Annotated in this window: 19 protein-coding genes; 14 read left to right on the top strand and 5 right to left on the bottom strand. The window is 65.0% G+C overall.

What is annotated here, in order from left to right; genetic code table 11:
* The first annotated feature begins 21 nt into the window (after window positions 1–21).
* Window positions 22–816 (top strand): MetQ/NlpA family ABC transporter substrate-binding protein, encoded by a 795-nt coding sequence (locus tag ACZK2G_RS18970; RefSeq protein WP_046987545.1) that lies wholly within the window; start codon window positions 22–24, stop codon window positions 814–816.
* A gap of 106 nt (window positions 817–922) precedes the next feature.
* Here ACZK2G_RS18970 and glpK read toward each other — a convergent pair whose 3' ends face one another.
* The 3 genes from glpK to ACZK2G_RS18955 all read right to left on the bottom strand — a co-directional run bounded on the left by glpK (window position 923) and on the right by ACZK2G_RS18955 (window position 4,747).
* The gene (gene glpK / locus ACZK2G_RS18965; RefSeq protein ID WP_478474107.1) at window positions 923–2,422 is read right to left on the bottom strand and encodes a glycerol kinase GlpK; all 1,500 of its coding nucleotides are present in this window, start codon (window positions 2,420–2,422) and stop codon (window positions 923–925) included.
* Between the two features lie 79 nt (window positions 2,423–2,501).
* Window positions 2,502–3,983 (bottom strand): glycerol-3-phosphate dehydrogenase, encoded by a 1,482-nt coding sequence (gene glpD, locus ACZK2G_RS18960; protein ID WP_478474105.1) that lies wholly within the window; start codon window positions 3,981–3,983, stop codon window positions 2,502–2,504.
* Window positions 3,984–4,111: 128 nt separating this feature from the next.
* Window positions 4,112–4,747 carry an OmpW/AlkL family protein gene (locus ACZK2G_RS18955; protein WP_136639053.1) on the bottom strand — a complete coding sequence of 212 codons (636 nt, stop codon included), beginning with the start codon at window positions 4,745–4,747 and terminating at the stop codon, window positions 4,112–4,114.
* Window positions 4,748–4,933: 186 nt separating this feature from the next.
* Here ACZK2G_RS18955 and ACZK2G_RS18950 point away from each other — a divergent pair, with 186 nt between their 5' ends.
* The 3 genes from ACZK2G_RS18950 (at window position 4,934) to lpdA (ending at window position 9,246) form a co-directional block, all read left to right on the top strand.
* Window positions 4,934–5,449 (top strand): DNA-deoxyinosine glycosylase, encoded by a 516-nt coding sequence (locus ACZK2G_RS18950; protein ID WP_478474103.1) that lies wholly within the window; start codon window positions 4,934–4,936, stop codon window positions 5,447–5,449.
* Between the two features lie 167 nt (window positions 5,450–5,616).
* On the top strand, window positions 5,617–7,329 hold the full coding sequence (gene aceF, locus ACZK2G_RS18945; protein ID WP_478474101.1) for a dihydrolipoyllysine-residue acetyltransferase: 1,713 nt from the start codon (window positions 5,617–5,619) through the stop codon (window positions 7,327–7,329).
* 108 nt (window positions 7,330–7,437) lie between these two features.
* Window positions 7,438–9,246, top strand: coding sequence for a dihydrolipoyl dehydrogenase (lpdA, locus tag ACZK2G_RS18940; protein ID WP_046984970.1), 1,809 nt, complete (start codon window positions 7,438–7,440; stop codon window positions 9,244–9,246).
* A 461-nt stretch (window positions 9,247–9,707) separates the two neighbouring features.
* On the opposite strand, the gene ACZK2G_RS18935 is transcribed toward lpdA, so the two are convergent.
* Window positions 9,708–10,526: a hypothetical protein gene (locus ACZK2G_RS18935; RefSeq protein ID WP_010481314.1), complete on the bottom strand. Its 819-nt coding sequence runs from the start codon at window positions 10,524–10,526 to the stop codon at window positions 9,708–9,710.
* 462 nt (window positions 10,527–10,988) lie between these two features.
* On the opposite strand from ACZK2G_RS18935, the gene ACZK2G_RS18930 reads away from it, so the two are divergent.
* The 10 genes from ACZK2G_RS18930 (at window position 10,989) to ACZK2G_RS18885 (ending at window position 20,506) form a co-directional block, all read left to right on the top strand.
* Window positions 10,989–11,354 carry a hypothetical protein gene (locus ACZK2G_RS18930; RefSeq protein WP_211195204.1) on the top strand — a complete coding sequence of 122 codons (366 nt, stop codon included), beginning with the start codon at window positions 10,989–10,991 and terminating at the stop codon, window positions 11,352–11,354.
* 31 nt (window positions 11,355–11,385) lie between these two features.
* The gene (atpB, locus tag ACZK2G_RS18925) at window positions 11,386–12,186 is read left to right on the top strand and encodes a F0F1 ATP synthase subunit A (RefSeq protein WP_295382031.1); all 801 of its coding nucleotides are present in this window, start codon (window positions 11,386–11,388) and stop codon (window positions 12,184–12,186) included.
* Between the two features lie 73 nt (window positions 12,187–12,259).
* Window positions 12,260–12,565, top strand: a complete 306-nt coding sequence (gene atpE, locus ACZK2G_RS18920; protein WP_005411133.1) for a F0F1 ATP synthase subunit C — start codon at window positions 12,260–12,262, stop codon at window positions 12,563–12,565.
* Between the two features lie 106 nt (window positions 12,566–12,671).
* A complete protein-coding gene (locus tag ACZK2G_RS18915; protein ID WP_012512170.1) occupies window positions 12,672–13,142 on the top strand; it encodes a F0F1 ATP synthase subunit B in 471 nt (156 codons plus the stop codon).
* Between the two features lie 2 nt (window positions 13,143–13,144).
* Window positions 13,145–13,672, top strand: a complete 528-nt coding sequence (locus tag ACZK2G_RS18910; protein ID WP_006394588.1) for a F0F1 ATP synthase subunit delta — start codon at window positions 13,145–13,147, stop codon at window positions 13,670–13,672.
* Window positions 13,673–13,716: 44 nt separating this feature from the next.
* Complete coding sequence (gene atpA / locus ACZK2G_RS18905; protein WP_046984974.1) at window positions 13,717–15,264, top strand: F0F1 ATP synthase subunit alpha; 1,548 nt, start codon at window positions 13,717–13,719, stop codon at window positions 15,262–15,264.
* Between the two features lie 78 nt (window positions 15,265–15,342).
* Complete coding sequence (atpG, locus tag ACZK2G_RS18900; RefSeq protein WP_006394538.1) at window positions 15,343–16,206, top strand: F0F1 ATP synthase subunit gamma; 864 nt, start codon at window positions 15,343–15,345, stop codon at window positions 16,204–16,206.
* Between the two features lie 38 nt (window positions 16,207–16,244).
* On the top strand, window positions 16,245–17,651 hold the full coding sequence (gene atpD / locus ACZK2G_RS18895; protein WP_046984975.1) for a F0F1 ATP synthase subunit beta: 1,407 nt from the start codon (window positions 16,245–16,247) through the stop codon (window positions 17,649–17,651).
* Between the two features lie 113 nt (window positions 17,652–17,764).
* Window positions 17,765–18,187 carry a F0F1 ATP synthase subunit epsilon gene (locus ACZK2G_RS18890; protein ID WP_005411127.1) on the top strand — a complete coding sequence of 141 codons (423 nt, stop codon included), beginning with the start codon at window positions 17,765–17,767 and terminating at the stop codon, window positions 18,185–18,187.
* Window positions 18,188–18,277: 90 nt separating this feature from the next.
* The gene (locus tag ACZK2G_RS18885) at window positions 18,278–20,506 is read left to right on the top strand and encodes a hypothetical protein (RefSeq protein ID WP_478474100.1); all 2,229 of its coding nucleotides are present in this window, start codon (window positions 18,278–18,280) and stop codon (window positions 20,504–20,506) included.
* A 5-nt stretch (window positions 20,507–20,511) separates the two neighbouring features.
* Here ACZK2G_RS18885 and ACZK2G_RS18880 read toward each other — a convergent pair whose 3' ends face one another.
* Entirely contained in the window at window positions 20,512–20,895 is a 384-nt protein-coding gene (locus tag ACZK2G_RS18880; RefSeq protein ID WP_046984977.1) for a GtrA family protein, read from the bottom strand.
* Window positions 20,896–20,946 lie beyond the last annotated feature (51 nt).

Below are 20,946 nucleotides of genomic sequence, written 5' to 3'. Positions count from 1 at the left end.
CCCCCGAGAACCCTTTCGCCCATGAAGAAGACCCTGTTGCTGCCCCTGCTCGCCGCTGCGCTGGCCCTGACCGCCTGCGGCAAGTCCGGCGAGCCCTCGCAGAAGCTGGTGGTGGCCGCCACGGCCGTGCCGCATGCCGAGATCCTGGAAGTGGTCAAGCCGATCCTCAAGCAGGAAGGCGTGGACCTGGATGTGCGCGTGTTCAATGACTACGTGCAGCCCAACGATCAGCTGGTGCAGAAGCAGGTGGATGCCAACTACTTCCAGACCGAGCCGTACCTGGATGCCTACAACCGCGATCGAAAGAGCGATCTGGTGAAGGTGATCGGCGTGCACATCGAGCCGTTCGGCGCGTACTCGCGCAAGATCAAGTCGCTGGCCGAGCTGCGCGAAGGCGCCGACGTGGTGATCCCGAACGACCCGAGCAACAACAGCCGCGCGCTGATCCTGCTCCACAAGGCCGGTGTGATCGAGCTGAAGGACCCGACCAACGCGCTGTCGACCCAGCGCGACATTGCTGCCAACCCGAAGAAGCTGAAGTTCCGCGAGCTGGATTCGGCGATGCTGCCGCGCGTGCTGGACCAGGTCGATCTGGCCCTGATCAACACCAACTACGCGCTGGATGCCGGCCTCAACCCGACCAGGGATGCACTGGCGATCGAGAGCAAGGATTCGCCGTACGTGAACTTCCTGGTCGCACGCCCGGACAACAAGGACGATGCCCGCGTGCAGAAGCTGGCCAAGGCCCTGACCAGCCCGCAGGTGAAGGCCTTCATCGAGACCAAGTACAAGGGCGCGGTGCTGCCGGCGTTCTGACCGGCGCCGCGGACGTTCTGGCCATGCGGTAGTGCCGGCCGCTGGCCGGCAATCTGCAAATGCTGCCAAGGATCATGGGGTTGCCGGCCAGCGGCCGGCACTACCGTCAGTCGACGTGGAAGGCGAGGGTGGCAGCCACCGCCTGTTGCCACCCCGCATACAGCTTCTCGCGCCGGGCCACCTCCATCTGCGGCTCGAAGCGCCGGTCCAGGCCCCACTGCGCGGCGATCTGCTCGCGGCTTGACCAGAAGCCCACGGCCAGCCCGGCCAGATAGGCCGCGCCCAGTGCGGTGGTTTCGGTCAGCCGAGGCCGCAGCAGTGGTACGCCGAGGATGTCGGCCTGGAATCCGGCCAGGAAGTCATTGCCGATCGCACCGCCGTCGGCGCGCAGTTCGGTCAGCGCGATGCCGGCATCGGACTGCATCGCATCAAGCACGTCGCGGGTCTGGTAGGCCATGGCCTCCAGTGCCGCGCGCACGAAGTGGGCCTTGCGGGTGCCACGGGTCAGGCCGAACATCGCCCCGCGTACGTCACTGCGCCAGTAGGGCGCGCCCAGGCCGACGAAAGCCGGCACCAGGTACACGCCACCACTATCGGGAACCTGCGCGGCCAGCGCCTGGCTGTCGCTGGCGCGCTCGATCATGCGCAGTCCATCGCGCAACCACTGCACCACGGAACCGGCGACGAAGATCGACCCCTCCAACGCGTACTCCACGCGCCCGTCCAGGCCCCAGGCGATGGTGGTCAGCAGGCCATTGCGCGAGCGCACCGCCTGCGCGCCGGTATGCATCAGCATGAAGCAGCCGGTGCCATAGGTATTCTTGACCATGCCCGGCTGGAAACAGGCCTGGCCGAACAGCGCTGCCTGCTGGTCACCGGCGATGCCGGCGATCGGAATCGGATGGTCGAAGAAGAACTGCGGCCGGGTGTGCGCGTATACCGAACTGGAGTCGCGTACCTGCGGCAGCATCGCGCGCGGGATGTCCAGCAGCGCCAGCAGGTCGTCGTCCCAGTCCAGCGTGTGGATGTTGAACAGCAGGGTGCGCGCGGCATTGCTGTAGTCGGTCACGTGCGCCTGGCCACCACTCAGGTTCCACACCAGCCAGCTGTCGATGGTGCCGAACAGCAGCTCGCTGCGTTCGGCGCGTTGCTGCGCGCCCTCCACATGGTCGAGGATCCAACGGATCTTGGTGGCCGAGAAATAGGCATCGATCAACAGGCCGGTACGCTCGCGAACCAGCGCTTCATGGCCTTCGGACTTCAACCGTTCGCAGATGGCGTGGCTCTGCCGCGACTGCCAGACGATGGCATTGTGGATCGGCTGGCCGGTCGAGCGGTCCCAGACCACGGTGGTTTCGCGCTGGTTGGTGATGCCCAGTGCGGCGATTTGGCGCGGGTCGATCTGCCCGCGGCTGAGCAGTTCGGTCAGCGTGGCATAGACACTGGTGAGGATCTCGCGGGGGTCATGCTCGACCCAGCCCGGCTGCGGGAAAATCTGCGCGAACTCGCGTTGCGCGCTGCCGACGATGTCGCCGGCATGGTCGAACAGGATCGCGCGCGAACTGGTGGTGCCCTGGTCGATGGCCAGCACGTAGCGGGGCGTCATGCAGCGTCTCCGGTAGCGACGGTGTTGGTAGAGTCGAGCTTGCTCGACTGCTTTTCATGTCAGTCGAGCAAGCTCGACTCTACCGTCTATCGATCCATTCCTGCAGCCGCGCCACCTGCGCGGTATCCAGCCGCAGGCCCAGCTTGCTCCGCCGCCACAGCACGTCCTCGGCACTGCGCGCCCACTCGTGCTCGCACAGGAACGCCACCTCGCGCGCATGCAGTCCAGCGCCGAACGCATCGCCCAGATCGGCCATGCTCTGCGCGCCTTCCAGCAACGCCAGGCTTCGGCTGCCGTAGGCTTCGGCCCAGCGCCGCGCGATGTCCGCTGGCAACCACGGCGCCAAAGCCAGCAAGCGTGAGCACGCCTGAGCGGCGTCGCCCCAGTCACTGCCCGGCAGTGGTTCTCCCGTTGCCGTCCATGCCGCTCCCATCTGCGACAGGGCGGGGCGCAGCAGCTCAAGCGCTTCCTCGGCCAGCACCCGATAGGTTGTCAGTTTCCCGCCCAGCACGTGCAGCGCCGGTGCCGGATCCACCTGCAGCTGCAGGCGGTAGTCGCGGCTCAGCTTTGCCGCGCGCGGGTCGGGGTCGGCCAGCAGCGGACGTACCCCGGCGAACTGCCAGACCACATCTGCCGCGCTGATCGGTTCGCGCAGATAGCGGTTGGCGGCCTCGCACAGGTAGGCGACCTCCGAAGGCAGCACGCTGCAGCGTGCCGGGTCGCCGCGGTAGTCGGTGTCGGTGGTGCCAACCAGCAGGTGTTCGTGGGCGAACGGCAGCAGGAACACTACGCGGCCATCGGGCTGCTGCAGCAGGCAGGCACTGTCGTCAGGCCAGGCGCGGCGCAGCACGATGTGGCTGCCCTGCACCAGGCGCAGGGCAGGGCCGGCGCTGCGCGGCTGCATCCGATCCAACAGGCCGCCTGCCCACGGACCGGCGGCATTGACCACGGCACGGGCGATCACCGCCTGCTGCTGGCCGTCGGCTGATTCCAGCGTCACGTGCCAGCGGCCCTGTTCGGCGCGCAGGTCGACGCAGCGGCTGTGGACCCGTACCTGTGCACCACGTTGCGCGGCATCCCGCGCGTTGAGGATGACCAGACGCGCATCATCGACCTGTGCGTCGGCATAGCTGAACGCCTGTCGCAGCGATGGCGAGAGCTGTGCACCCAGCGGGTCCTGGTGCAGATCCAGTGCACCCGATGCAGGGAAGGCGGGGCTGCGCGGCCCCAGGTGGTCGTACAGCCACAAGCCCGTGCGCAGCAGCCAGCGTGGGCGCAGGTGAGGTTCCCAGGGCAGCACGAAACGCAGCGGCCGGACCAGGTAAGGGGCCTGGCGGCGAACGACCTCGCGTTCGCCCAATGCCTTGCGTACCAGGCCGAACTCGCGCTGCTCCAGGTAGCGCAGGCCACCGTGGATCAGCTTGCTGCTGGCGCTGGAGGTATGCGCAGCAAGGTCATGCTGCTCGCACAGCAGCACGTGCAGGCCACGACCGCTGGCATCACGGGCGATGCCGGCACCGTTGATGCCGCCACCGATCACCAGCAGGTCGACTTCATGCATCGCGCCTCCGCATCCTGTTTGTGTGTAGAGCCGACTGTCAGTCGACTCTACAGAACGCGGGTGACGGAAACGACGACGGGCCCCGAAGGGCCCGTCGCGTTACATCAGTGAAGCAGGTACAGCCTGGATCAGAAGCGGGCGCCGATGCCGAAGCCGACGGTCCACGGATCCATCTTGGCTTCGCCGATCTTCTCGCCGCCGATCTTCACGTCCGGGCGCGAGCGCATGTAGCGGGCGTCGGCACGGGCGAACCAGGTGGAGTTGATGTTCATGTCCACACCGACGGTGCCGATCACGCCCTTGGCATCCTTGAAGCGGATGTCGCTGTCAGCGCCGTTGCCCAGCTTCTCGTTGCTGAAGCTCGACTGGTAGTAGCCCACGCCCACGAACGGACGGAACACGTTGTCAGCCTGGCCGAAGTGGTACTGGCCGCTCAGCGCGATCGGCTGCTGCTCGACCGAGCCCAGGCGGGCGTTGTCCGGACCCTTGAACTTGTTGTCGAACTTGTCGGCAGCGCCCCACAGTTCAACGGCCCAGTTGTCGTTGATGTAGTAGCTGAAGCTGACGGTCGGCGCCGGGCCGCCATCGGTCTTCTTCACGCCGGTGATCGGGTCGTTCTTCGGTTCCAGCAGCGAGATGCCGCCAACAACGGCAAAATGCTTGCCCGAAGCGGTATCGGTGGTGCTGCTGTCCTGGGCGAAAGCGGCCGGCGCGAACGCGGCGGAGGTCAGCAGGGCGAGACTCAGGATACGGATGGAGCGCATGGGGGTATCTCCTAATGTTTCTTGTTTTGGGCCCCCGGTTGCGGGGCGAGCACACCGTAGTCGCCCCAACATGAATCGAATCCGACGCGCGTTAAAAAATAGTTTTCCTTGTTCAGCGACTGGAGCGGAAAGCCTGTTTTCATGGGCTTTTCGGCCATCGGTGGCATTCATGCAGTTGGAGAAGATGTGAGCGAAGCAACGTTGTGCATCGGCCTGCAAGCGCAGGTGAACGTGGATTGCAGGGTGCTGCTGCTGGGCTCGATGCCCGGCGTTGCGTCATTGCAGGAGCAGCGCTACTACGCCCATCCGCGCAATCGTTTCTGGCCGTTGCTGGCCGATATCTGCGGCTTCGACGCAGGACTGGCCTACCGACAACGGCTGCAGGCACTGATGGCGGCAAAGGTCGGCCTGTGGGATGTGATTGGCCAGTGCGAGCGGCGCGGCAGCCTGGATGCCGACATCGTGCGTGGCACGGAAGTGCCCAATGCGCTGCCGGCACTGATCGCTTCGCTTCCTGAGCTGGAGCTGATCGGTTGCAACGGCGGTGCGTCGCTGCAGGCGTTCCAGCGCTGGGTGTTGCCCCGTCTGGAGGCCCCTCCGACGCTGCTGGCGCTGCCATCCACCAGCCCGGCCAATGCCGCGTGGTCGTTGCCGCGCCTGCGCCTGGCCTGGCAGCCGGTGGCCGACGCACTGCCGACATGAAGCGGACATCGTCCGGACAATACGCTACCGACTGGATGCAGCCGCAACCCATGGGCAACAGCGTGTCCCGGCTGCGTGCGTACTGAAAACACCTGTAACGGTTGGCGCTGGCCCCCGCTGGCCGCACAATAGACGTTTCCCTACACCAGATTGCCGGAGTTATCCCCATGGCCGAAATCAAGGAAGCACTTGTCCCCGATATCGGTGACTACAGCGATATCCCGGTAATCGAGGTGCTTGTCGCCGTCGGCGACACGGTCAAGAAGGACCAGGGCCTGGTGACGCTGGAAAGCGACAAGGCCACCATGGAAGTGCCGTCGGCCGTCGCCGGCGTGGTCAAGGAGATCAAGGTCAAGGTCGGTGACACCCTGTCCGAGGGCAAGGTCGTGGCGCTGATCGAAGTGGCTGAAGGCGAGGCTGCCAAGCCGGCAGCTGCCGCCCCGGCACCGGCCAAGGCAGCGGCTCCGGCTGCCGCCACCCAGAGCGCACCGGCCCCCGCCGCTGCTGCGCCGGCTGCCCCGGCCGCCAGCGGTGGTGCGGTTGAAGCGCTGGTGCCGGATATCGGCGACTACTCCGGAATTCCGGTCATCGAAGTGCTGGTCGCCGTCGGCGACACGGTCAAGAAGGACCAGGGCCTGGTCACGCTGGAAAGCGACAAGGCCACCATGGAAGTGCCGTCTTCGGTGGCTGGCGTGGTCAAGGAGCTGAAGGTCAAGGTTGGCGACAATCTGTCGCAGGGCAATGTGGTCGCCATCATCGAGGCCGAGGGCGCTGCTGCGCCGGCACCGAGCAATGCAGCGGCTGCCGCTGCTCCGGTTGCCGCAGAGACCGCCACCAAGGTGGAGCCGGTCGCCGTGCCGGCTCAGCCGGACAAGCTGGCTGCTCGCGAGATCGCCTCGGCGGGTACACCATCCAGCCCGCCGGTGCAGTTCAACGCCGATGGCGTGCTGCCGGCCAAGGTGCCGTATGCCACTCCGGCCGTGCGCGTGTTCGCTCGCGAGCTGGGCGTGGACCTGCTGCAGATCAATGGTACCGAGAAGGGTGGCCGCATCACCAAGGGTGACGTGCAGAAGTTCGTCAAGGCCGCGCTCAGCGGCGGCGTACCGGCGGCTGCCGGTGGTGCCGTTGCCGCCGGTGGCGGCCTGAACCTGCTGCCGTGGCCGAAGGTCGACTTCAGCAAGTTCGGCGACGTTGAAGTGCAGCCGCTGTCGCGCATCAAGAAGATTTCCGGCGCGAACCTGGCCCGCAACTGGGCCATGATTCCGCACGTCACCCAGTTCGAACAGGCCGACATCACCGACCTGGAAGGCCTGCGCGTGGCGCTGAACAAGGAAAACGAGAAGGCCGGCATCAAGCTGACCATGCTCGCCTTCCTGATCAAGGCCAGTGCCGCGGCGCTGAAGAAATTCCCGGAGTTCAACGCCTCGCTCGATGCCAGCGGCGAGAACCTGACCCTGAAGAAGTACTTCAACATCGGCTTTGCCGCCGACACTCCGAACGGCCTGGTCGTGCCGGTCATCCGCGACGTGGACAAGAAGGGCGTGGTGCAGATCGCGCAGGAAACCGGCGAACTGGCCAAGAAGGCGCGCGACGGCAAGCTGGGCCCGGCCGACATGAGCGGCGGCTGCTTCTCGATCAGCTCGCTGGGCGGCATCGGCGGCACCGCGTTCACCCCGATCGTCAATGCACCGGAAGTGGCCATCCTCGGCGTCTCCAAGTCGTCCATCCAGCCGGTCTGGAATGGCAAGGAGTTCGCACCGAAGCTGATGCTGCCGCTGTCGCTGAGCTACGACCACCGCGTCATCGATGGCGCCCTGGCCGCACGCTTCACCACGTACCTGTCGCAGGTACTGGCCGACATGCGCCGCGTGCTGCTGTAAGGCATCCGCTTCGCCCCCATCGTGCGGCCGCTGCCCCTGGCGCGGCCGCCTGTCGAAACGCAGTGACAGCCCGCCGGCCACGCCGGGCGGGCCCGAGGAAAACCCACCATGGCCACGATTGAAATCAAGGTTCCCGACATCGGCGATTACAGCGATGTACCGGTGATCGAAGTGCTGGTCGCCGTCGGCGACACGGTGAAGAAGGACCAGGGTCTGGTGACCCTGGAATCGGACAAGGCCACCCTGGAAGTGCCGTCCTCGGCTGCCGGCGTGGTCAAGGAAATCAAGGTCAAGCTCGGCGACACCCTGTCCGAAGGCGCCGTGGTCGTGGTGCTGGACGCTGAAGGTGCCGCCGAAGCCCCGGCCAAGGCTGCCGCGCCGGCCCCGGCAGCGGCCGCTCCGGCCAGCAAGCCGCCGGTGACCCCGTCGCACCGCGCCCCGGCTGAACCTGCTGCGCCGAAGCCGGCGCTGTCCAGCGGCAAGCAGGCCGACATCGAATGCGAAATGGTCGTGCTGGGCTCCGGCCCGGGCGGCTACACCGCCGCCTTCCGCGCCGCCGACGTCGGCCTGGATACGGTCCTGGTCGAGCGCTACGCCAGCCTCGGCGGTGTCTGCCTCAACGTGGGCTGCATCCCGTCCAAGGCCCTGCTGCACGCCGCAGCGGTCATCGACGAAGTGGCCCACGCCGGCGATTTCGGCGTCGAGTTCGGCAAGCCGACCATCACCCTGGACAAGCTGCGCCAGTACAAGGAAAAGGTCGTCAACCAGCTGACCAAGGGCCTGGCCGGCATGGCCAAGCAGCGCAAGGTCCGCAGCGTGCAGGGCGTTGGCAAGTTTGTCTCGGCCAACGAACTGGAAATCACCGCGGCTGACGGCAGCACCCAGCTGCTGCGCTTCCAGAAGTGCATCATCGCTGCCGGTTCGCAGGCGGTGAAGCTGCCGAACTTCCCGTGGGACGACAAGCGCGTGATGGACTCCACCGACGCGCTGGAACTGGCCGAAGTGCCGGGTTCGCTGCTGGTCGTCGGCGGCGGCATCATCGGCCTGGAAATGGCCACCGTGTACGGTGCGCTTGGCAGCAAGGTGACCGTGGTCGAGTTCATGGACCAGCTGATGCCGGGCGCCGACAAGGACCTGGTCAAGCCGCTGGCCGACCGCCTGAAGAAGCAGGGCATCGACGTGCACCTGAAGACCAAGGCCTCCGGCGTGACCGCCGATGCCAAGGGCATCACCGTCACCTTCGAAGCCGCCGAGGAAGGCCAGGCGCCTGCGCTGGCGCAGGGCACCTTCGACCGCGTGCTGGTGGCCGTGGGTCGCTCGCCGAACGGCAAGAAGATCGATGCCGAGAAGGCTGGCGTGCAGGTGACCGACCGCGGGTTCATCCCGGTCGACCGCCAGATGCGCACCAACGTGCCGCACATCTTTGCCATCGGCGACATCGTCGGCAACCCGATGCTGGCCCACAAGGCCACGCACGAGGGCAAGCTGGCCGCCGAAGTGGCTGCCGGCCACAAGAAGGAGTGGGTGGCCCGCGTGATTCCGTCGGTGGCTTACACCAACCCGGAAATCGCCTGGGTCGGCGTCACCGAGACCGAAGCCAAGGCCAAGGGCCTGAAGGTTGGCGTGGCCAAGTTCCCGTGGGCCGCCAGCGGCCGCGCGATCGGCATCGGTCGCACCGAGGGCTTCACCAAGCTGATCTTCGACGAGGAGACCCACCGCATCATCGGTGGTGCGATCGTCGGCGTGCATGCCGGTGACCTGCTGGCCGAGATCGGCCTGGCCATCGAGATGGGTGCCGAAGCCGAGGACATCGGCCACACCATCCATGCGCACCCGACGCTGAGCGAATCGGTGGCGATGGCCTCGGAAATCTACGACGGCACGATCACCGATCTGTACATGCCGAAGAAGAAGTAAGTCGTCCACGCCGTTCCGAACAAAAAGCCCCGGCCTCTGCCGGGGTTTTTTGTTGGTTGCAGGAATGTCTCCGGCTGTTGTCATCGCGAGGGTCCGGGCCACTGCGCGGGTGGCAGGCATTTCGACAAATGTCCCCCGTCGCCCGCCTGCGGCGGTCGCCTCCTCCTTTACTTTGTCCAAACGCCTGCCACTCGCGCAGCGGCTCGGCTTGCGGACAGTCGAGAGCCACTGCCTAGTCCGCCTGGATGCCTGACACGCGGACGGAGAGGGGGCTGGGTGCGAAGTAAAGGAAGAGGTGACGGCCGCAGGCCGGCGCCGGGGGACATTCGCACCCAGCCCCCTCTCTCCCTCAAGCGCTCGACCAACCCGCTTCTGCTCTTCTGTCAGAAGCCACAAAAAACGCGGCCCCGATGTTCCGGAGGCCGCGCCAGGAGAGAGGATGCCGTGGAAGGGGCGGAGGATCAGAACACGAAGCTGACGCCGGCCACCGGGCCCTTGAATTCCTGCTTCAGGCCGATGGTGCCATCGCTGCCCTTCTTGTCCGCGTCGAGCTTGAACCAGTCGTAGCCAGCGAACACACCGAAGTTCTTCGTGAAGCGGTAATCGACGATGGCGTTGGCGCGGCTCAGGTCGCCCTTGTAGTCATCGAAGCTGCCCCAGCGCGTATTGAGGTACTGGCCCTGCAGCGTGATCATCCACTTTTCCGACGGGGTGAAGCTCAGGCGCGCACCGACCACTGGCGCGACGCCGTCGGTCTTCTCGTTGAGGAACTGGCCCTCATAAACGGTACCCAGATCGGCGTAGGCCTTGGTGCTGACCTTGGCGTACTCGGCACCCAGCTGCAGGCCGAGGTCGAAGGTATCGGTGTCCACCACCGAGTAGTCATAGACCAGGCTGGCGACCTGGTATTTCAGCTCACCCTTGACGAAGCTGCCGGACGGCACGTTGACGTCACCGAAGGAGATGTCCTGGCCGAGGGTCTCGCGACGGTCCTTGTCGTACTTGAAGTAGTTGAACAGCAGGCGCTGGCGGTTGCTGATGCGGAACATGCCGTCGATGCGCGGCTCCCATTCCTTGCCACCCAGCTTGAAGTCCTCGGAGAAGCCGATGTCCTGGCCGGCGACGTTGGTCTTGCCGCGAAGGGTGTTGTCCGAGTCGATGTTCATCGCACCCAGGCGCAGGGCGAAGCGGTCATCGCCTTCAGCGGCGTGGGCGGCTGTGGCGAACGAAGCGCCGGCGGCGAGCAGGGAAAGGGCGAGCAGGGTGGGTACAGGGCGCATCGAAGAGTCCTTGCAGTGGTTCATCAGAATGAAGACCACTGTGCCGGACGGCGCCGTCCACCATCCGTGAACGTATGGTCCACGGCATGTGCACGGTTCAGCGCTGTCGCGACGATGCAAAAAAGATGGCCCCGGAGCGGGGCTTCGGGGCCATCGTGGGACCTGCGGGGCGAAGCGTCGACGAGGTTGCTGCAGGCAGGTCGAAAGATCGGACCGGCACCCTGCGGCGAAAGTTCCGTGGCCTGCGACCAAAGTTCAATACTGCGCTGCAACATCGCGCGGACGTCATTGTCCCCCGGGTGGCACGCAAAAATGTAAGCGCTACCGCAACTTGCGGCTTCCCGGGATGAACAGGCAGCGGTTGTCTCGCAAATTGTCCCATTGCTATAATTTGGCGGCTCGATGAGGCCCCCCTTGCTGTAGCCGCCTCAGCCTTCCACTTGCAACCACGCGGGACGTCCTGTGCTGAACTCCGTTGATGCGGGTCGGCGACTGATGCTGCGCGCCGCGGTCTACCCGCTGGCCGCAGTGGCTGTCCTGGCCCTGGCCTTCCTGCTGGTTGGTCCGAAGTATGCCCTCGGCGCGCTGGCGTCCGGTGTGGCCATTTCGGCCGGTGGCTGGGTTGCGGCACGGATGGCACTGGGCGGGGGGGCACTGGGCGCAGGATCGGCGATGGCTCGCCTGATCATTGCGATCGTCGCCAAGTGGGTGGTGGTTTTCGGCGTCCTGCTGGTGGGGTTCCTGGTCTTCAAGCTGCCTGCATTGGCGCTGTTGGCCGGTATCGCCGTCGGTCTGATGTTCCAGGTCCTGGCCATGGCCAGGCGTTGACAGAATTCAATTAACTGAAGGTTCCGGACACATGGCGGGCGAGGCTCTAACCCCTACCAGCTACATTCAGCATCACCTGCAAAACCTGACCGCGCCGGTCGGCAAGGGTGAGGGTATGTTCTGGCACATCCACGTCGACACCTTCCTCACCGCGGTCCTGATGGGCCTGGTGATTGTTGTCGCGTTCTGGCTGGGAACCCGCAAGGCCACCGCCGGCGTGCCGGGCAAGTGGCAGGCTTTCGTGGAAATCTGCCTGGAGTTCGTCGATCGCCAGGCCAAGGACACCTACCACGGCAAGAGCAAGCTGGTGACGCCGATCGCCATCACGATCTTCTTCTGGATCCTGATGATGAATCTGCTGAAGATGATCCCGGCCGATTTCATCGCCAAGCCGCTGGAATGGGCGGGCGTCCACTACTGGAAGCCGGTGCCGACCGCTGACGTCAATGCCACCCTGGGCATGGCCTTCAGCGTGTTCTTCCTGATGCTTTTCTTCGCGCTGAAGTCCAAGGGCCTGCTCGGCTTCATCAAGGAATTCCTGACGGCGCCGTTCGGCAAGTGGATGATGCCGTTCAACCTGATCCTCAACATCGTCGAGTGGCTGAGCAAGCCGATCTCGCTGGCGATGCGACTGTTCGGCAACATGTTCGGCGGCGAAATCGTGTTCCTGCTGATCTGGGTGCTGGGTGGTGCCGGTTTCTTCGGTGCCATTGCCGGTGGTGCGTTCGGCCTCGGCTGGATGCTGTTCCACCTGCTGGTGATCCCGCTGCAGGCCTTCATCTTCATGATGCTGTCGATCGTGTACCTGAGCCTGTCGGAAGACGCTCACTGAGTTTCAAGCTTCAACGCGTTTCAACCTTCATCCGTTTCATCACCCTTAGCAACTTAAGTTCCTGGAGATAACCATGTACTTCGCCGTCCTGACCAACTTCGCGCAGATTCAGAGCTCCACCGCCCTTGCCGTCGGCATCATGATCGGCCTGGCCGCGCTGGGCGCCGGTCTGGGTCTGGCCATCATGGCTGGTAAGTTCCTGGAGTCGGCCGCCCGCCAGCCGGAACTGATCCCGGTCCTGCAGGTGCGCATGTTCATCACCGCTGGCCTGATCGACGCCGCGTTCATCATCTCGGTCGCCGTCGGCCTGCTGCTGGCCTTCGCCAACCCGCTGTCGGCTGCCTTTGCTGGCGCCGTCACCAAGGCTCTGGCCGGCTGATACAGCGGTTTGAGACGACCGGGTGCTGATGCACCCGGTTTCGGATGAAGGCCGGATGCGCCGCTTCGGCGGCGCGTCCACCCCGAAACCAGCGATCGAGCTAACCATGAATATCAATTTCACCCTTCTTGCGCAGGCGCTCGCCTTCGCTGGTCTCATCTGGATCATCGCGACCAAGATCTGGCCGCCGCTGATGAACGCGATCGAAGAGCGCCAGCAGAAGATTGCTGAAGGCCTCGCTGCTGCCGACCGCAGCCAGAAAGATCTGGCCCAGGCGCAGGAGAAGGTCAACGAAGCGCTGAAGGAAGCCCGCACCAAGGCCAACGAGATCATCGATCAGGCCCACGCGCGTGCCAACCAGATCGTTGATGCTGCCCGTACCGAAGCGATCACCGAAGCCACCCGTCAGAAGGATCTGGCCCAGGCCGAGATCGACGCCGCCGCCAACCGTGCCCGTGAAGATCTGCGCAAGCAGGTGTCCGCGCTGGCCGTGACCGGTGCCGAAAAGCTGCTCAAACGCGAAATCGACGCCAACGCCCACAAGGCGCTGCTCGACGAGCTGGCCTCGGAGATCTAAGGATGAGCCAGGCCCTCACGCTTGCCCGCCCGTACGCCCGCGCCGCGTTCGCGACCGCGCGCGACGAAGGCGCGTTCGCGCCGTGGTCGGATGCCCTCGCGTTCTCCGCCCACGTCGCCGCCGACCCGCGCGTGGCGGCCCTGCTCGCCAACCCGGAGCTGGGCCGTGACGACGCCGTCGCCCTGCTGGCGCCGGTGACCCACGGCGAGACCTACTCGCGCTTCCTGGCCATCCTGGCCGAATCGCATCGTCTGCCGCTGCTGCCGGAAATCTCCGGCATGTTCGACGCCCTGCGCGCCGATGCCGAGCACGTGGTCAAGGCCAACGTGACCTCTGCCGCCGAACTCTCGGCCGGTGAACTGGACGCGATCAAGGTCGCGCTGCGCAAGCGCTTCAACCGCGAGGTCGAAGTGACCACCGCGGTCGACGCCTCGCTGATCGGTGGCGCCGTGATCGACGCCGGTGACGTGGTCATCGATGGTTCGCTGAAGGGCAAGCTGGCCCGTCTGCAGACCGCGCTCGCTAACTGAATTCATTTAACGTCCGGCCCCGCTGCCGGCACTAGGACTTGACGATGGCAACCACGCTCAACCCCTCCGAAATCAGCGAACTGATCAAGAACCGCATCGAGAAGGTCAAGCTGGCCGCGGAATCGCGCAACGAAGGCACCGTGACCAGCGTGTCCGACGGCATCGTGCGCATCTTCGGTCTGGCCGACGTGATGCAGGGCGAAATGATCGAACTGCCGAACAACAGCTTCGCCCTGGCCCTGAACCTGGAGCGCGACTCGGTCGGCGCCGTGGTCCTGGGCGGCTACGAGCACCTGCGCGAAGGCGACGTTGCCAAGACCACCGGCCGCATCCTGGAAGTGCCGGTCGGTCCGGAACTGCTGGGCCGCGTCGTCAACGCCCTGGGCGAGCCGATCGATGGCAAGGGCCCGCTGGGTACCGACCTGACCGCTCCGGTGGAGCGCGTTGCACCGGGCGTGATCTGGCGCAAGTCGGTCGACCAGCCGGTGCAGACCGGTTACAAGTCGGTCGACTCGATGATTCCGATCGGCCGTGGCCAGCGCGAGCTGATCATCGGTGACCGCCAGACCGGCAAGACCGCGATGGCCATCGATGCGGTGATCAACCAGAAGGGCACCGGCATCAAGTGCGTGTACGTTGCGATCGGCCAGAAGGCTTCGACCATCGCCAACATCGTGCGCAAGCTGGAAGAGAACGGCGCGCTGGCGCATACCGTCGTGGTCGCCGCCACTGCCTCCGAATCGGCTGCCATGCAGTACATCAGCGCCTACTCGGGCTGCACCATGGGTGAGTACTTCATGGACCGCGGCGAAGACGCGCTGATCGTGTACGACGATCTGTCCAAGCAGGCCGTGGCCTACCGCCAGATCTCGCTGCTGCTGAAGCGCCCGCCGGGCCGTGAAGCCTACCCGGGTGACGTGTTCTACCTGCACTCCCGTCTGCTCGAGCGCGCTGCCCGCGTGTCCGAGGAGTACGTCGAGAAGTTCACCGAAGGCAAGGTCACCGGCAAGACCGGTTCGCTGACCGCGCTGCCGATCATCGAAACCCAGGCGGGCGACGTTTCCGCGTTCGTTCCGACCAACGTGATCTCGATCACCGACGGTCAGATCTTCCTGGAAACCGACCTGTTCAACGCCGGCATCCGCCCGGCCGTGAACGCCGGTATCTCGGTGTCGCGCGTCGGTGGCTCGGCCCAGACCAAGATCATCAAGAAGCTGTCGGGCGGCATCCGTATCTCGCTGGCCCAGTACCGTGAGCTGGCTGCGTTCGCGCAGTTCGCCTCGGACCTGGACGAAGCGACCCGCAAGCAGCTGGAGCGTGGCCAGCGCGTCACCGAGCTGATGAAGCAGAAGCAGTACGCGCCGATGTCGATCGCCAACCAGGCGCTGTCGATCTACGCCGTCAACGAGGGCTACCTCGACGACGTGCCGGTCAACAAGCTGCTGGCGTTTGAAGAAGGCCTGCACGCCCACTTCGCCAACACCCAGGGCGAGCTGATCGGCAAGGTCAACGCCACCGGCGGTTGGGACAACGACATCGAAGGTGCCTTCAAGAAGGGCATCGCCGAGTTCAAGACCACCGGCAGCTGGTAAGACGGACGTGTGGCGGGGCCTGGCCCCGCTACACCGTTGATTGCAGCGGGGCATCGCCCCGCTCTACGGGAATCAAAGATGGCAAGCGGACGCGAAATCAAAACCAAGATCAAGAGCGTGCAGAACACCCGCAAGGTGACGCGCGCCCTGGAAATGGTCTCGGCCTCCAAGATCCGCAAGGCGCAGGATCGGATGAAGACCTCGCGTCCGTACGCGCAGGCGATGAAGCAGGTGATCGGCCACCTGGCGCAGGCCAGCACCGATTACCAGCATCCGTTCCTGGTCGAGCGCGAGCAGGTCAAGCGGGTCGGTTTCATCGTGATCTCCTCTGATCGCGGCCTGGCTGGCGGCCTCAACAACAACCTGTTCCGCAAGCTCCTGGGTGAAGCCAAGGCCTGGCAGGACAAGGGTGCCGAAGTGGACATGGTGACCATCGGCCAGAAGGCGTCGACCTTCTTCCGCCGGGTCAAGGTCAACATGGTCGGCAGCGTGACCCACATTGGTGACGTACCGAAGCTGGAATCGCTGATCGGCGTGATCAAGGTCATGCTCGATGCCTTCACCGAAGGCAAGATCGATCGCGTGTACCTGGTCTACAACCGCTTCATCAACACGATGACGCAGAAGGCCAGCTTCGATCAGCTGTTGCCGTTGCCGGCCGCCGAGAAGCAGGTCGCCCATCACGACTGGGACTACCTGTACGAACCCGATGCCGCGACCGTGCTCGAGCACGTGATGACGCGTTACATCGAATCGCTGGTGTACCAGGCGCTGCTGGAAAACGTCGCGTCCGAACATGCCGCGCGCATGGTCGCGATGAAGTCGGCCAGCGACAACGCCAACAAGCTGATCGGCGATCTGCAGCTCGTCTACAACAAGGCGCGCCAGGCAGCGATCACCCAGGAAATTTCCGAAATCGTCGGCGGCGCGGCAGCAGTCTGACCGCGTTCGTTCAAAGCACACATTTAGAGGATGCAGCAATGAGTCAGGGCAAGATCGTTCAGATCATCGGCGCCGTCGTCGACGTCGAATTCCCGCGTGAGTCGGTGCCGAAGGTGTATGACGCACTGAAGGTGGAAAACACCGAGATCACCCTTGAAGTCCAGCAGCAGCTGGGCGACGGCGTGGTCCGTTGCATCGCGCTGGGTTCCACCGACGGCCTGAAGCGCAACCTGGTTGCGATCAACACCGGTCGCGGCATCTCGGTGCCGGTCGGCGCCGGTACCCTGGGCCGCATCATGGACGTGCTTGGCCGTCCGATCGACGAAGCCGGCCCGGTGGCCGCCAGCGACAGCTGGGAAATCCACCGCGACGCGCCGTCGTACGAAGACCAGTCCCCGGCCACCGAGCTGCTGGAAACCGGCATCAAGGTCATCGACCTGATGTGCCCGTTCGCCAAGGGCGGCAAGGTCGGCCTGTTCGGCGGCGCCGGCGTCGGCAAGACCGTCAACATGATGGAACTGATCAACAACATCGCCAAGGCGCACAGCGGTCTGTCCGTGTTCGCCGGCGTGGGTGAGCGTACCCGTGAGGGCAACGACTTCTACCACGAAATGAAGGACTCCAACGTCCTGGACAAGGTCGCGATGGTGTACGGCCAGATGAACGAGCCGCCGGGCAACCGTCTGCGCGTCGCCCTGACCGGCCTGACCATGGCCGAGTACTTCCGCGACGAGAAGGACGAAAACGGCAAGGGTAAGGACGTCCTGCTGTTCGTCGACAACATCTACCGCTACACCCTGGCCGGTACCGAAGTGTCGGCACTGCTGGGTCGTATGCCGTCGGCGGTGGGTTACCAGCCGACCCTGGCCGAGGAGATGGGTGTCCTGCAGGAACGCATCACCTCGACCAAGAACGGTTCGATCACCTCGATCCAGGCCGTCTACGTTCCCGCGGATGACTTGACCGATCCGTCGCCGGCGACCACCTTCGCCCACCTTGACTCGACCGTGACCCTGTCGCGTTCGATCGCCTCGCTGGGTATCTACCCGGCAGTCGATCCGCTGGATTCCACCAGCCGCCAGATGGACCCGCTGGTCATCGGCCACGAGCACTACGACACCGCCCAGCGCGTCCAGCAGACCCTGCAGAAGTACAAGGAACTGAAGGACATCATCGCCATCCTGGGCATGGACGAACTGTCCGAAGAAGACAAGCAGGCCGTGTCGCGCGCCCGCAAGATCGAGCGCTTCTTCAGCCAGCCGTTCCACGTGGCCGAAGTGTTCACCGGCTCGCCGGGCAAGTACGTGTCGCTGAAGGACACCATCCGTGGCTTCAAGGCCATCGTCGATGGCGAGTACGACCACCTGCCGGAACAGGCGTTCTACATGGTCGGCAGCATCGAAGAAGCGGTCGAGAAGGCCAAGAAGATGGCCGAAAAGGCCTGATGCGGCGGGGACGGGTTTCGGCCTGTCCCATCCGTGAAACGGGGTGGGCCTGCGCCCACCGCTGCGGAAACCCCTGCGGTGGGTAACACCCGCCCCCTAGCGAAGAGAGTTCCATGAGCACCATCCGTTGCGACATCGTCAGCGCCGAGCAGGAAATCTTCCGTGGTGAAGCGACCCTGGTCGTGGCCACCGGTGAGCTGGGCGAACTGGGCATCGCGCCCAAGCACGCGCCGCTGATCACCCGCCTGAAGCCGGGCAAGGTGGTGGTGACCACGCCGAACGGCGAGCAGCTGGATTTCGCCATTTCCGGCGGCATCCTGGAAGTGCAGCCGCAGGTCGTGACCGTGCTGGCCGACACCGCGATCCGCGCGCAGGACATCGACGAAGCCTCGGTCCGCAAGGCCAAGGAAGAAGCTGAGCGCATCCTGGCCAACCGCGGCGAAGCGATGGAAGTGGCCGAAGCCCAGCAGAAGCTGGCTGAGGCCGTTGTCCAGCTGCAGGCGCTGGAGCGCCTGCGCAAGACCCTCAAGCACTAAAACGTGCTCGGGAGCCATCGGCAGCAATGCCGGTAGTGATGGAAGATCGCCGGCGCAATGCCGGCGATTTTCGTTCAGGAGAAGGGAGACATGCACGGAATGCAGTACGCATCGACCATGAGCATGGGCGCCACCGATGTAGCCCTCCCCCGATGGGCCCGACCTGAAACCCTGTGGGTGGCAAGCTGGCTGGTGCTGTGCCTGCCGTGGCTGATCGGTACCAAGGTCATCCCATACGATGCCGTGCAGCAGTTCTTCCCGGCGGTCAGTTTCAGTGCCGAGCAGCTTCTGAACCTGCAGGCCCCTTGGTGGAACCCCTACCTGTTCGGCGGCTATCCGCAGATCGCCGATCCGCAGATGATGACGCTGCAGCCGACCATGGTCCTGCCGATGCTGCTGGCGCCCGCTTCGTTGCATCTGTTCACCGTGGTGGTGCTGCTGCATGTGCTGGCGGGTGGCTTCGGCGCGCTGCGCCTGGCGCGTTCATTCGGTCTTTCTGCAGCCGCACAGTGGTTCTTTGCGATGGTGCTGATGTTCGGTGCGGTGGCAGCCTCCCGCTTGCAGCACACGCCGATGATCGTCAGCTACAGCCTGCTTCCCTGGATCTGGCTGGGACTGTCGAACGTTCGGAACCAGGGCCGCACGCGTGACGTGCTGCTGGCGGGAATTGCAGGAGGGCTGTGTGCGCTGCAGCTGACCCAGGTGACCTACTTCATCATCCTGGCGTGTGCTGTGTACGCCGTGGGCGCACTGCTGTTGGCCAGGGGCAAGCGCTTCCGCCTGGCATTGCAGCTGACCGCCGTCGCCCTGATCGCCGCCGCAGTGAGCGCCCCCCAGTGGCTTTCCACGTTGGCATGGCTGGGTGACACCAACCGTGACGGCATGATGCTGGAGACGGCGTTGGCCGGTGCGATGCACTGGCAGGGACTGGTGACACTGCTCTCGGGAAATGTGTTCTCGCAGGTGCGTGGGACCAGTTGGTCCTTCGGCGATATCACCACGGACTACCTCTATTTCGGCGCGGTGCCACTGGCGCTCTGGCTGGCTTGGGGCGGCAGCGTTGTGCACAGGCAGCGACGCGCCACCTGTCTGGCGCTGGGTGTACTGCTGTTGACGACGCTGGTCGCCCTGGGGAACGTCACTCCGCTGTTTGCGTGGCTCTTCAGCGGGTTGCCGGGTCTTGATCTGTTCCGACGGCCCTCCGATGCGCTGTTCCTTGCCGTGCCGGCAGCGGCCTGGCTGGGTGCACAGGCGTTGCAGGTTGCGTTGGAAAAGCGCGCACTGCACCCGCACCGGGTGTCGTTGGCGTTGGTCGTTGTACTCGTGCCAGTTGCTTCCTGGCTGGCCGTGAGCCACGGGCATCTGGAAGCCTTTGCGTGGCTGGCGGCCAGTGCCGGCATCGGCATTGCCGCAGTGCAGCTGCTGCGTCGGCACCCGGCTCCGATGCGCTGGCTGATCGCACTGGTCGTGTTCGACATGCTGCTGTTCAACGTGGGAGCACGCTTCAATACGTCGGGCGCCCGTCCGCCGGTAATGACGGCCGAGCGCAATGGCGCCACGCAGCGCGCGTATGCGCTGCTTGCCGCCGAGCGGCGCGCAGGCCTGCCCGAGCGCGCCATCGTCTTCGGCATCGGCGTGCTGACCAATGGCGCCGCTGTGCACGCGATTCCACTGGCCAATGGCTACAACCCGCTGCTGTCCAGTGACTACCAGCAGATGGTTGGAATGCCGACGGAACCCGTGGCTGCCTTCCAGCAGAAGGCGACAACCCCTTGGGCGCCAGACATGGATGCCCCCGTGTACGACCTGCTGGGGGTCCGCTGGCTGCTGTCACCGGAGCCATTTGCCGGGTCCGATGACCAAGGCAGCGACGTGCAGTTGGCGCTACGCGGAAGCGTGCTGCCGCGTACGCTCAATCCGCAACGGGTGCAGCGGCACAGTGAACGCCTGCCACCGGCTGCCGAGTTCAACCAGACGGACTTCAGCCAGGTGGTCTGGCTGCCCACCGGGCAGCAGACCGCCTGCCCTGAACGTGAGGCAGGCCGACTGCACGTGCTCTCACAGGCCTATCAGCCTGGCAGAATCGTCCTTGACGTGGACGCTGAGCATCCGGCGTGGCTGGTGATCAATGAGGTGACCGCCCAGGGTTGGCAGGCCCGACTCGATGGCGGAGCGCCGTTGCCGCTGATGCGTGCCAATGGCCTCTTCCACGCGGTGTGCGTGCCTGCGGGGCGGCATCGCGTAGAACTCGGGTACAGCCCCCTGCAGCTGTGGCGGGGTGGGCTGCGGCAGCGGTTTGCGATGGGCGTAGCAGGCTGAAGGTCTCAGCGGAAGACAACATGGCGCAACAGCAGGAAGGAGATCAGGGCGATTCCACCTTCGATCAGCGGCTTGGCCAGCCAGGCCCAATCCAATCCAAGATGGCGGCTGGTCAAAGCGACCAGCACCGTGCTGGCAGCGGTAAGTGCGGCCCAGATCCCCAGGAAACGTGAAAATCGACGCCAGCCAAGGCGCGCGCTGCCTGCGCTGGCAAAGGTGTAACGGCCGTTGAGCCAGAAGCCCAGCAGCATCCCGGCCAGGCGACCGGCAATGTTTGCTGGCACCACGGGCAGGCCCAGCGCGGTCGCGGCGACGAACACCAGCCAGTCGAGCAGCAGCTGCACGAGCCCGATGATGAGATAGGTGCTTCCCTGGCGAACGAGGCCCATTGGTACGGTGAAGGAGGTGGGATGCACATGTTAACGGCCCACGCTCTAGAA

This window comes from Stenotrophomonas sp. 107298_Sma, from assembly GCF_056480345.1.
This window is presented reverse-complemented; position numbering and strand designations above follow the sequence as displayed.

Bases quoted from the DNA above. Each gene is read 5' to 3' on its own strand.
- atpB (WP_295382031.1), top strand. From the start codon at position 11,386: ATGGCGGGCGAGGCTCTAACCCCTACCAGCTACATTCAGCATCACCTG.
- glpK (WP_478474107.1), bottom strand. From the start codon at position 2,422: ATGACGCCCCGCTACGTGCTGGCCATCGACCAGGGCACCACCAGTTCG.
- ACZK2G_RS18910 (WP_006394588.1), top strand. From the start codon at position 13,145: ATGAGCCAGGCCCTCACGCTTGCCCGCCCGTACGCCCGCGCCGCGTTC.
- atpG (WP_006394538.1), top strand. From the start codon at position 15,343: ATGGCAAGCGGACGCGAAATCAAAACCAAGATCAAGAGCGTGCAGAAC.
- glpD (WP_478474105.1), bottom strand. From the start codon at position 3,983: ATGCATGAAGTCGACCTGCTGGTGATCGGTGGCGGCATCAACGGTGCC.
- aceF (WP_478474101.1), top strand. From the start codon at position 5,617: ATGGCCGAAATCAAGGAAGCACTTGTCCCCGATATCGGTGACTACAGC.
- ACZK2G_RS18880 (WP_046984977.1), bottom strand. From the start codon at position 20,895: ATGGGCCTCGTTCGCCAGGGAAGCACCTATCTCATCATCGGGCTCGTG.
- ACZK2G_RS18890 (WP_005411127.1), top strand. From the start codon at position 17,765: ATGAGCACCATCCGTTGCGACATCGTCAGCGCCGAGCAGGAAATCTTC.
- atpA (WP_046984974.1), top strand. From the start codon at position 13,717: ATGGCAACCACGCTCAACCCCTCCGAAATCAGCGAACTGATCAAGAAC.
- atpD (WP_046984975.1), top strand. From the start codon at position 16,245: ATGAGTCAGGGCAAGATCGTTCAGATCATCGGCGCCGTCGTCGACGTC.
- ACZK2G_RS18955 (WP_136639053.1), bottom strand. From the start codon at position 4,747: ATGCGCTCCATCCGTATCCTGAGTCTCGCCCTGCTGACCTCCGCCGCG.
- ACZK2G_RS18970 (WP_046987545.1), top strand. From the start codon at position 22: ATGAAGAAGACCCTGTTGCTGCCCCTGCTCGCCGCTGCGCTGGCCCTG.
- ACZK2G_RS18915 (WP_012512170.1), top strand. From the start codon at position 12,672: ATGAATATCAATTTCACCCTTCTTGCGCAGGCGCTCGCCTTCGCTGGT.
- lpdA (WP_046984970.1), top strand. From the start codon at position 7,438: ATGGCCACGATTGAAATCAAGGTTCCCGACATCGGCGATTACAGCGAT.
- atpE (WP_005411133.1), top strand. From the start codon at position 12,260: ATGTACTTCGCCGTCCTGACCAACTTCGCGCAGATTCAGAGCTCCACC.
- ACZK2G_RS18885 (WP_478474100.1), top strand. From the start codon at position 18,278: ATGCACGGAATGCAGTACGCATCGACCATGAGCATGGGCGCCACCGAT.
- ACZK2G_RS18935 (WP_010481314.1), bottom strand. From the start codon at position 10,526: ATGCGCCCTGTACCCACCCTGCTCGCCCTTTCCCTGCTCGCCGCCGGC.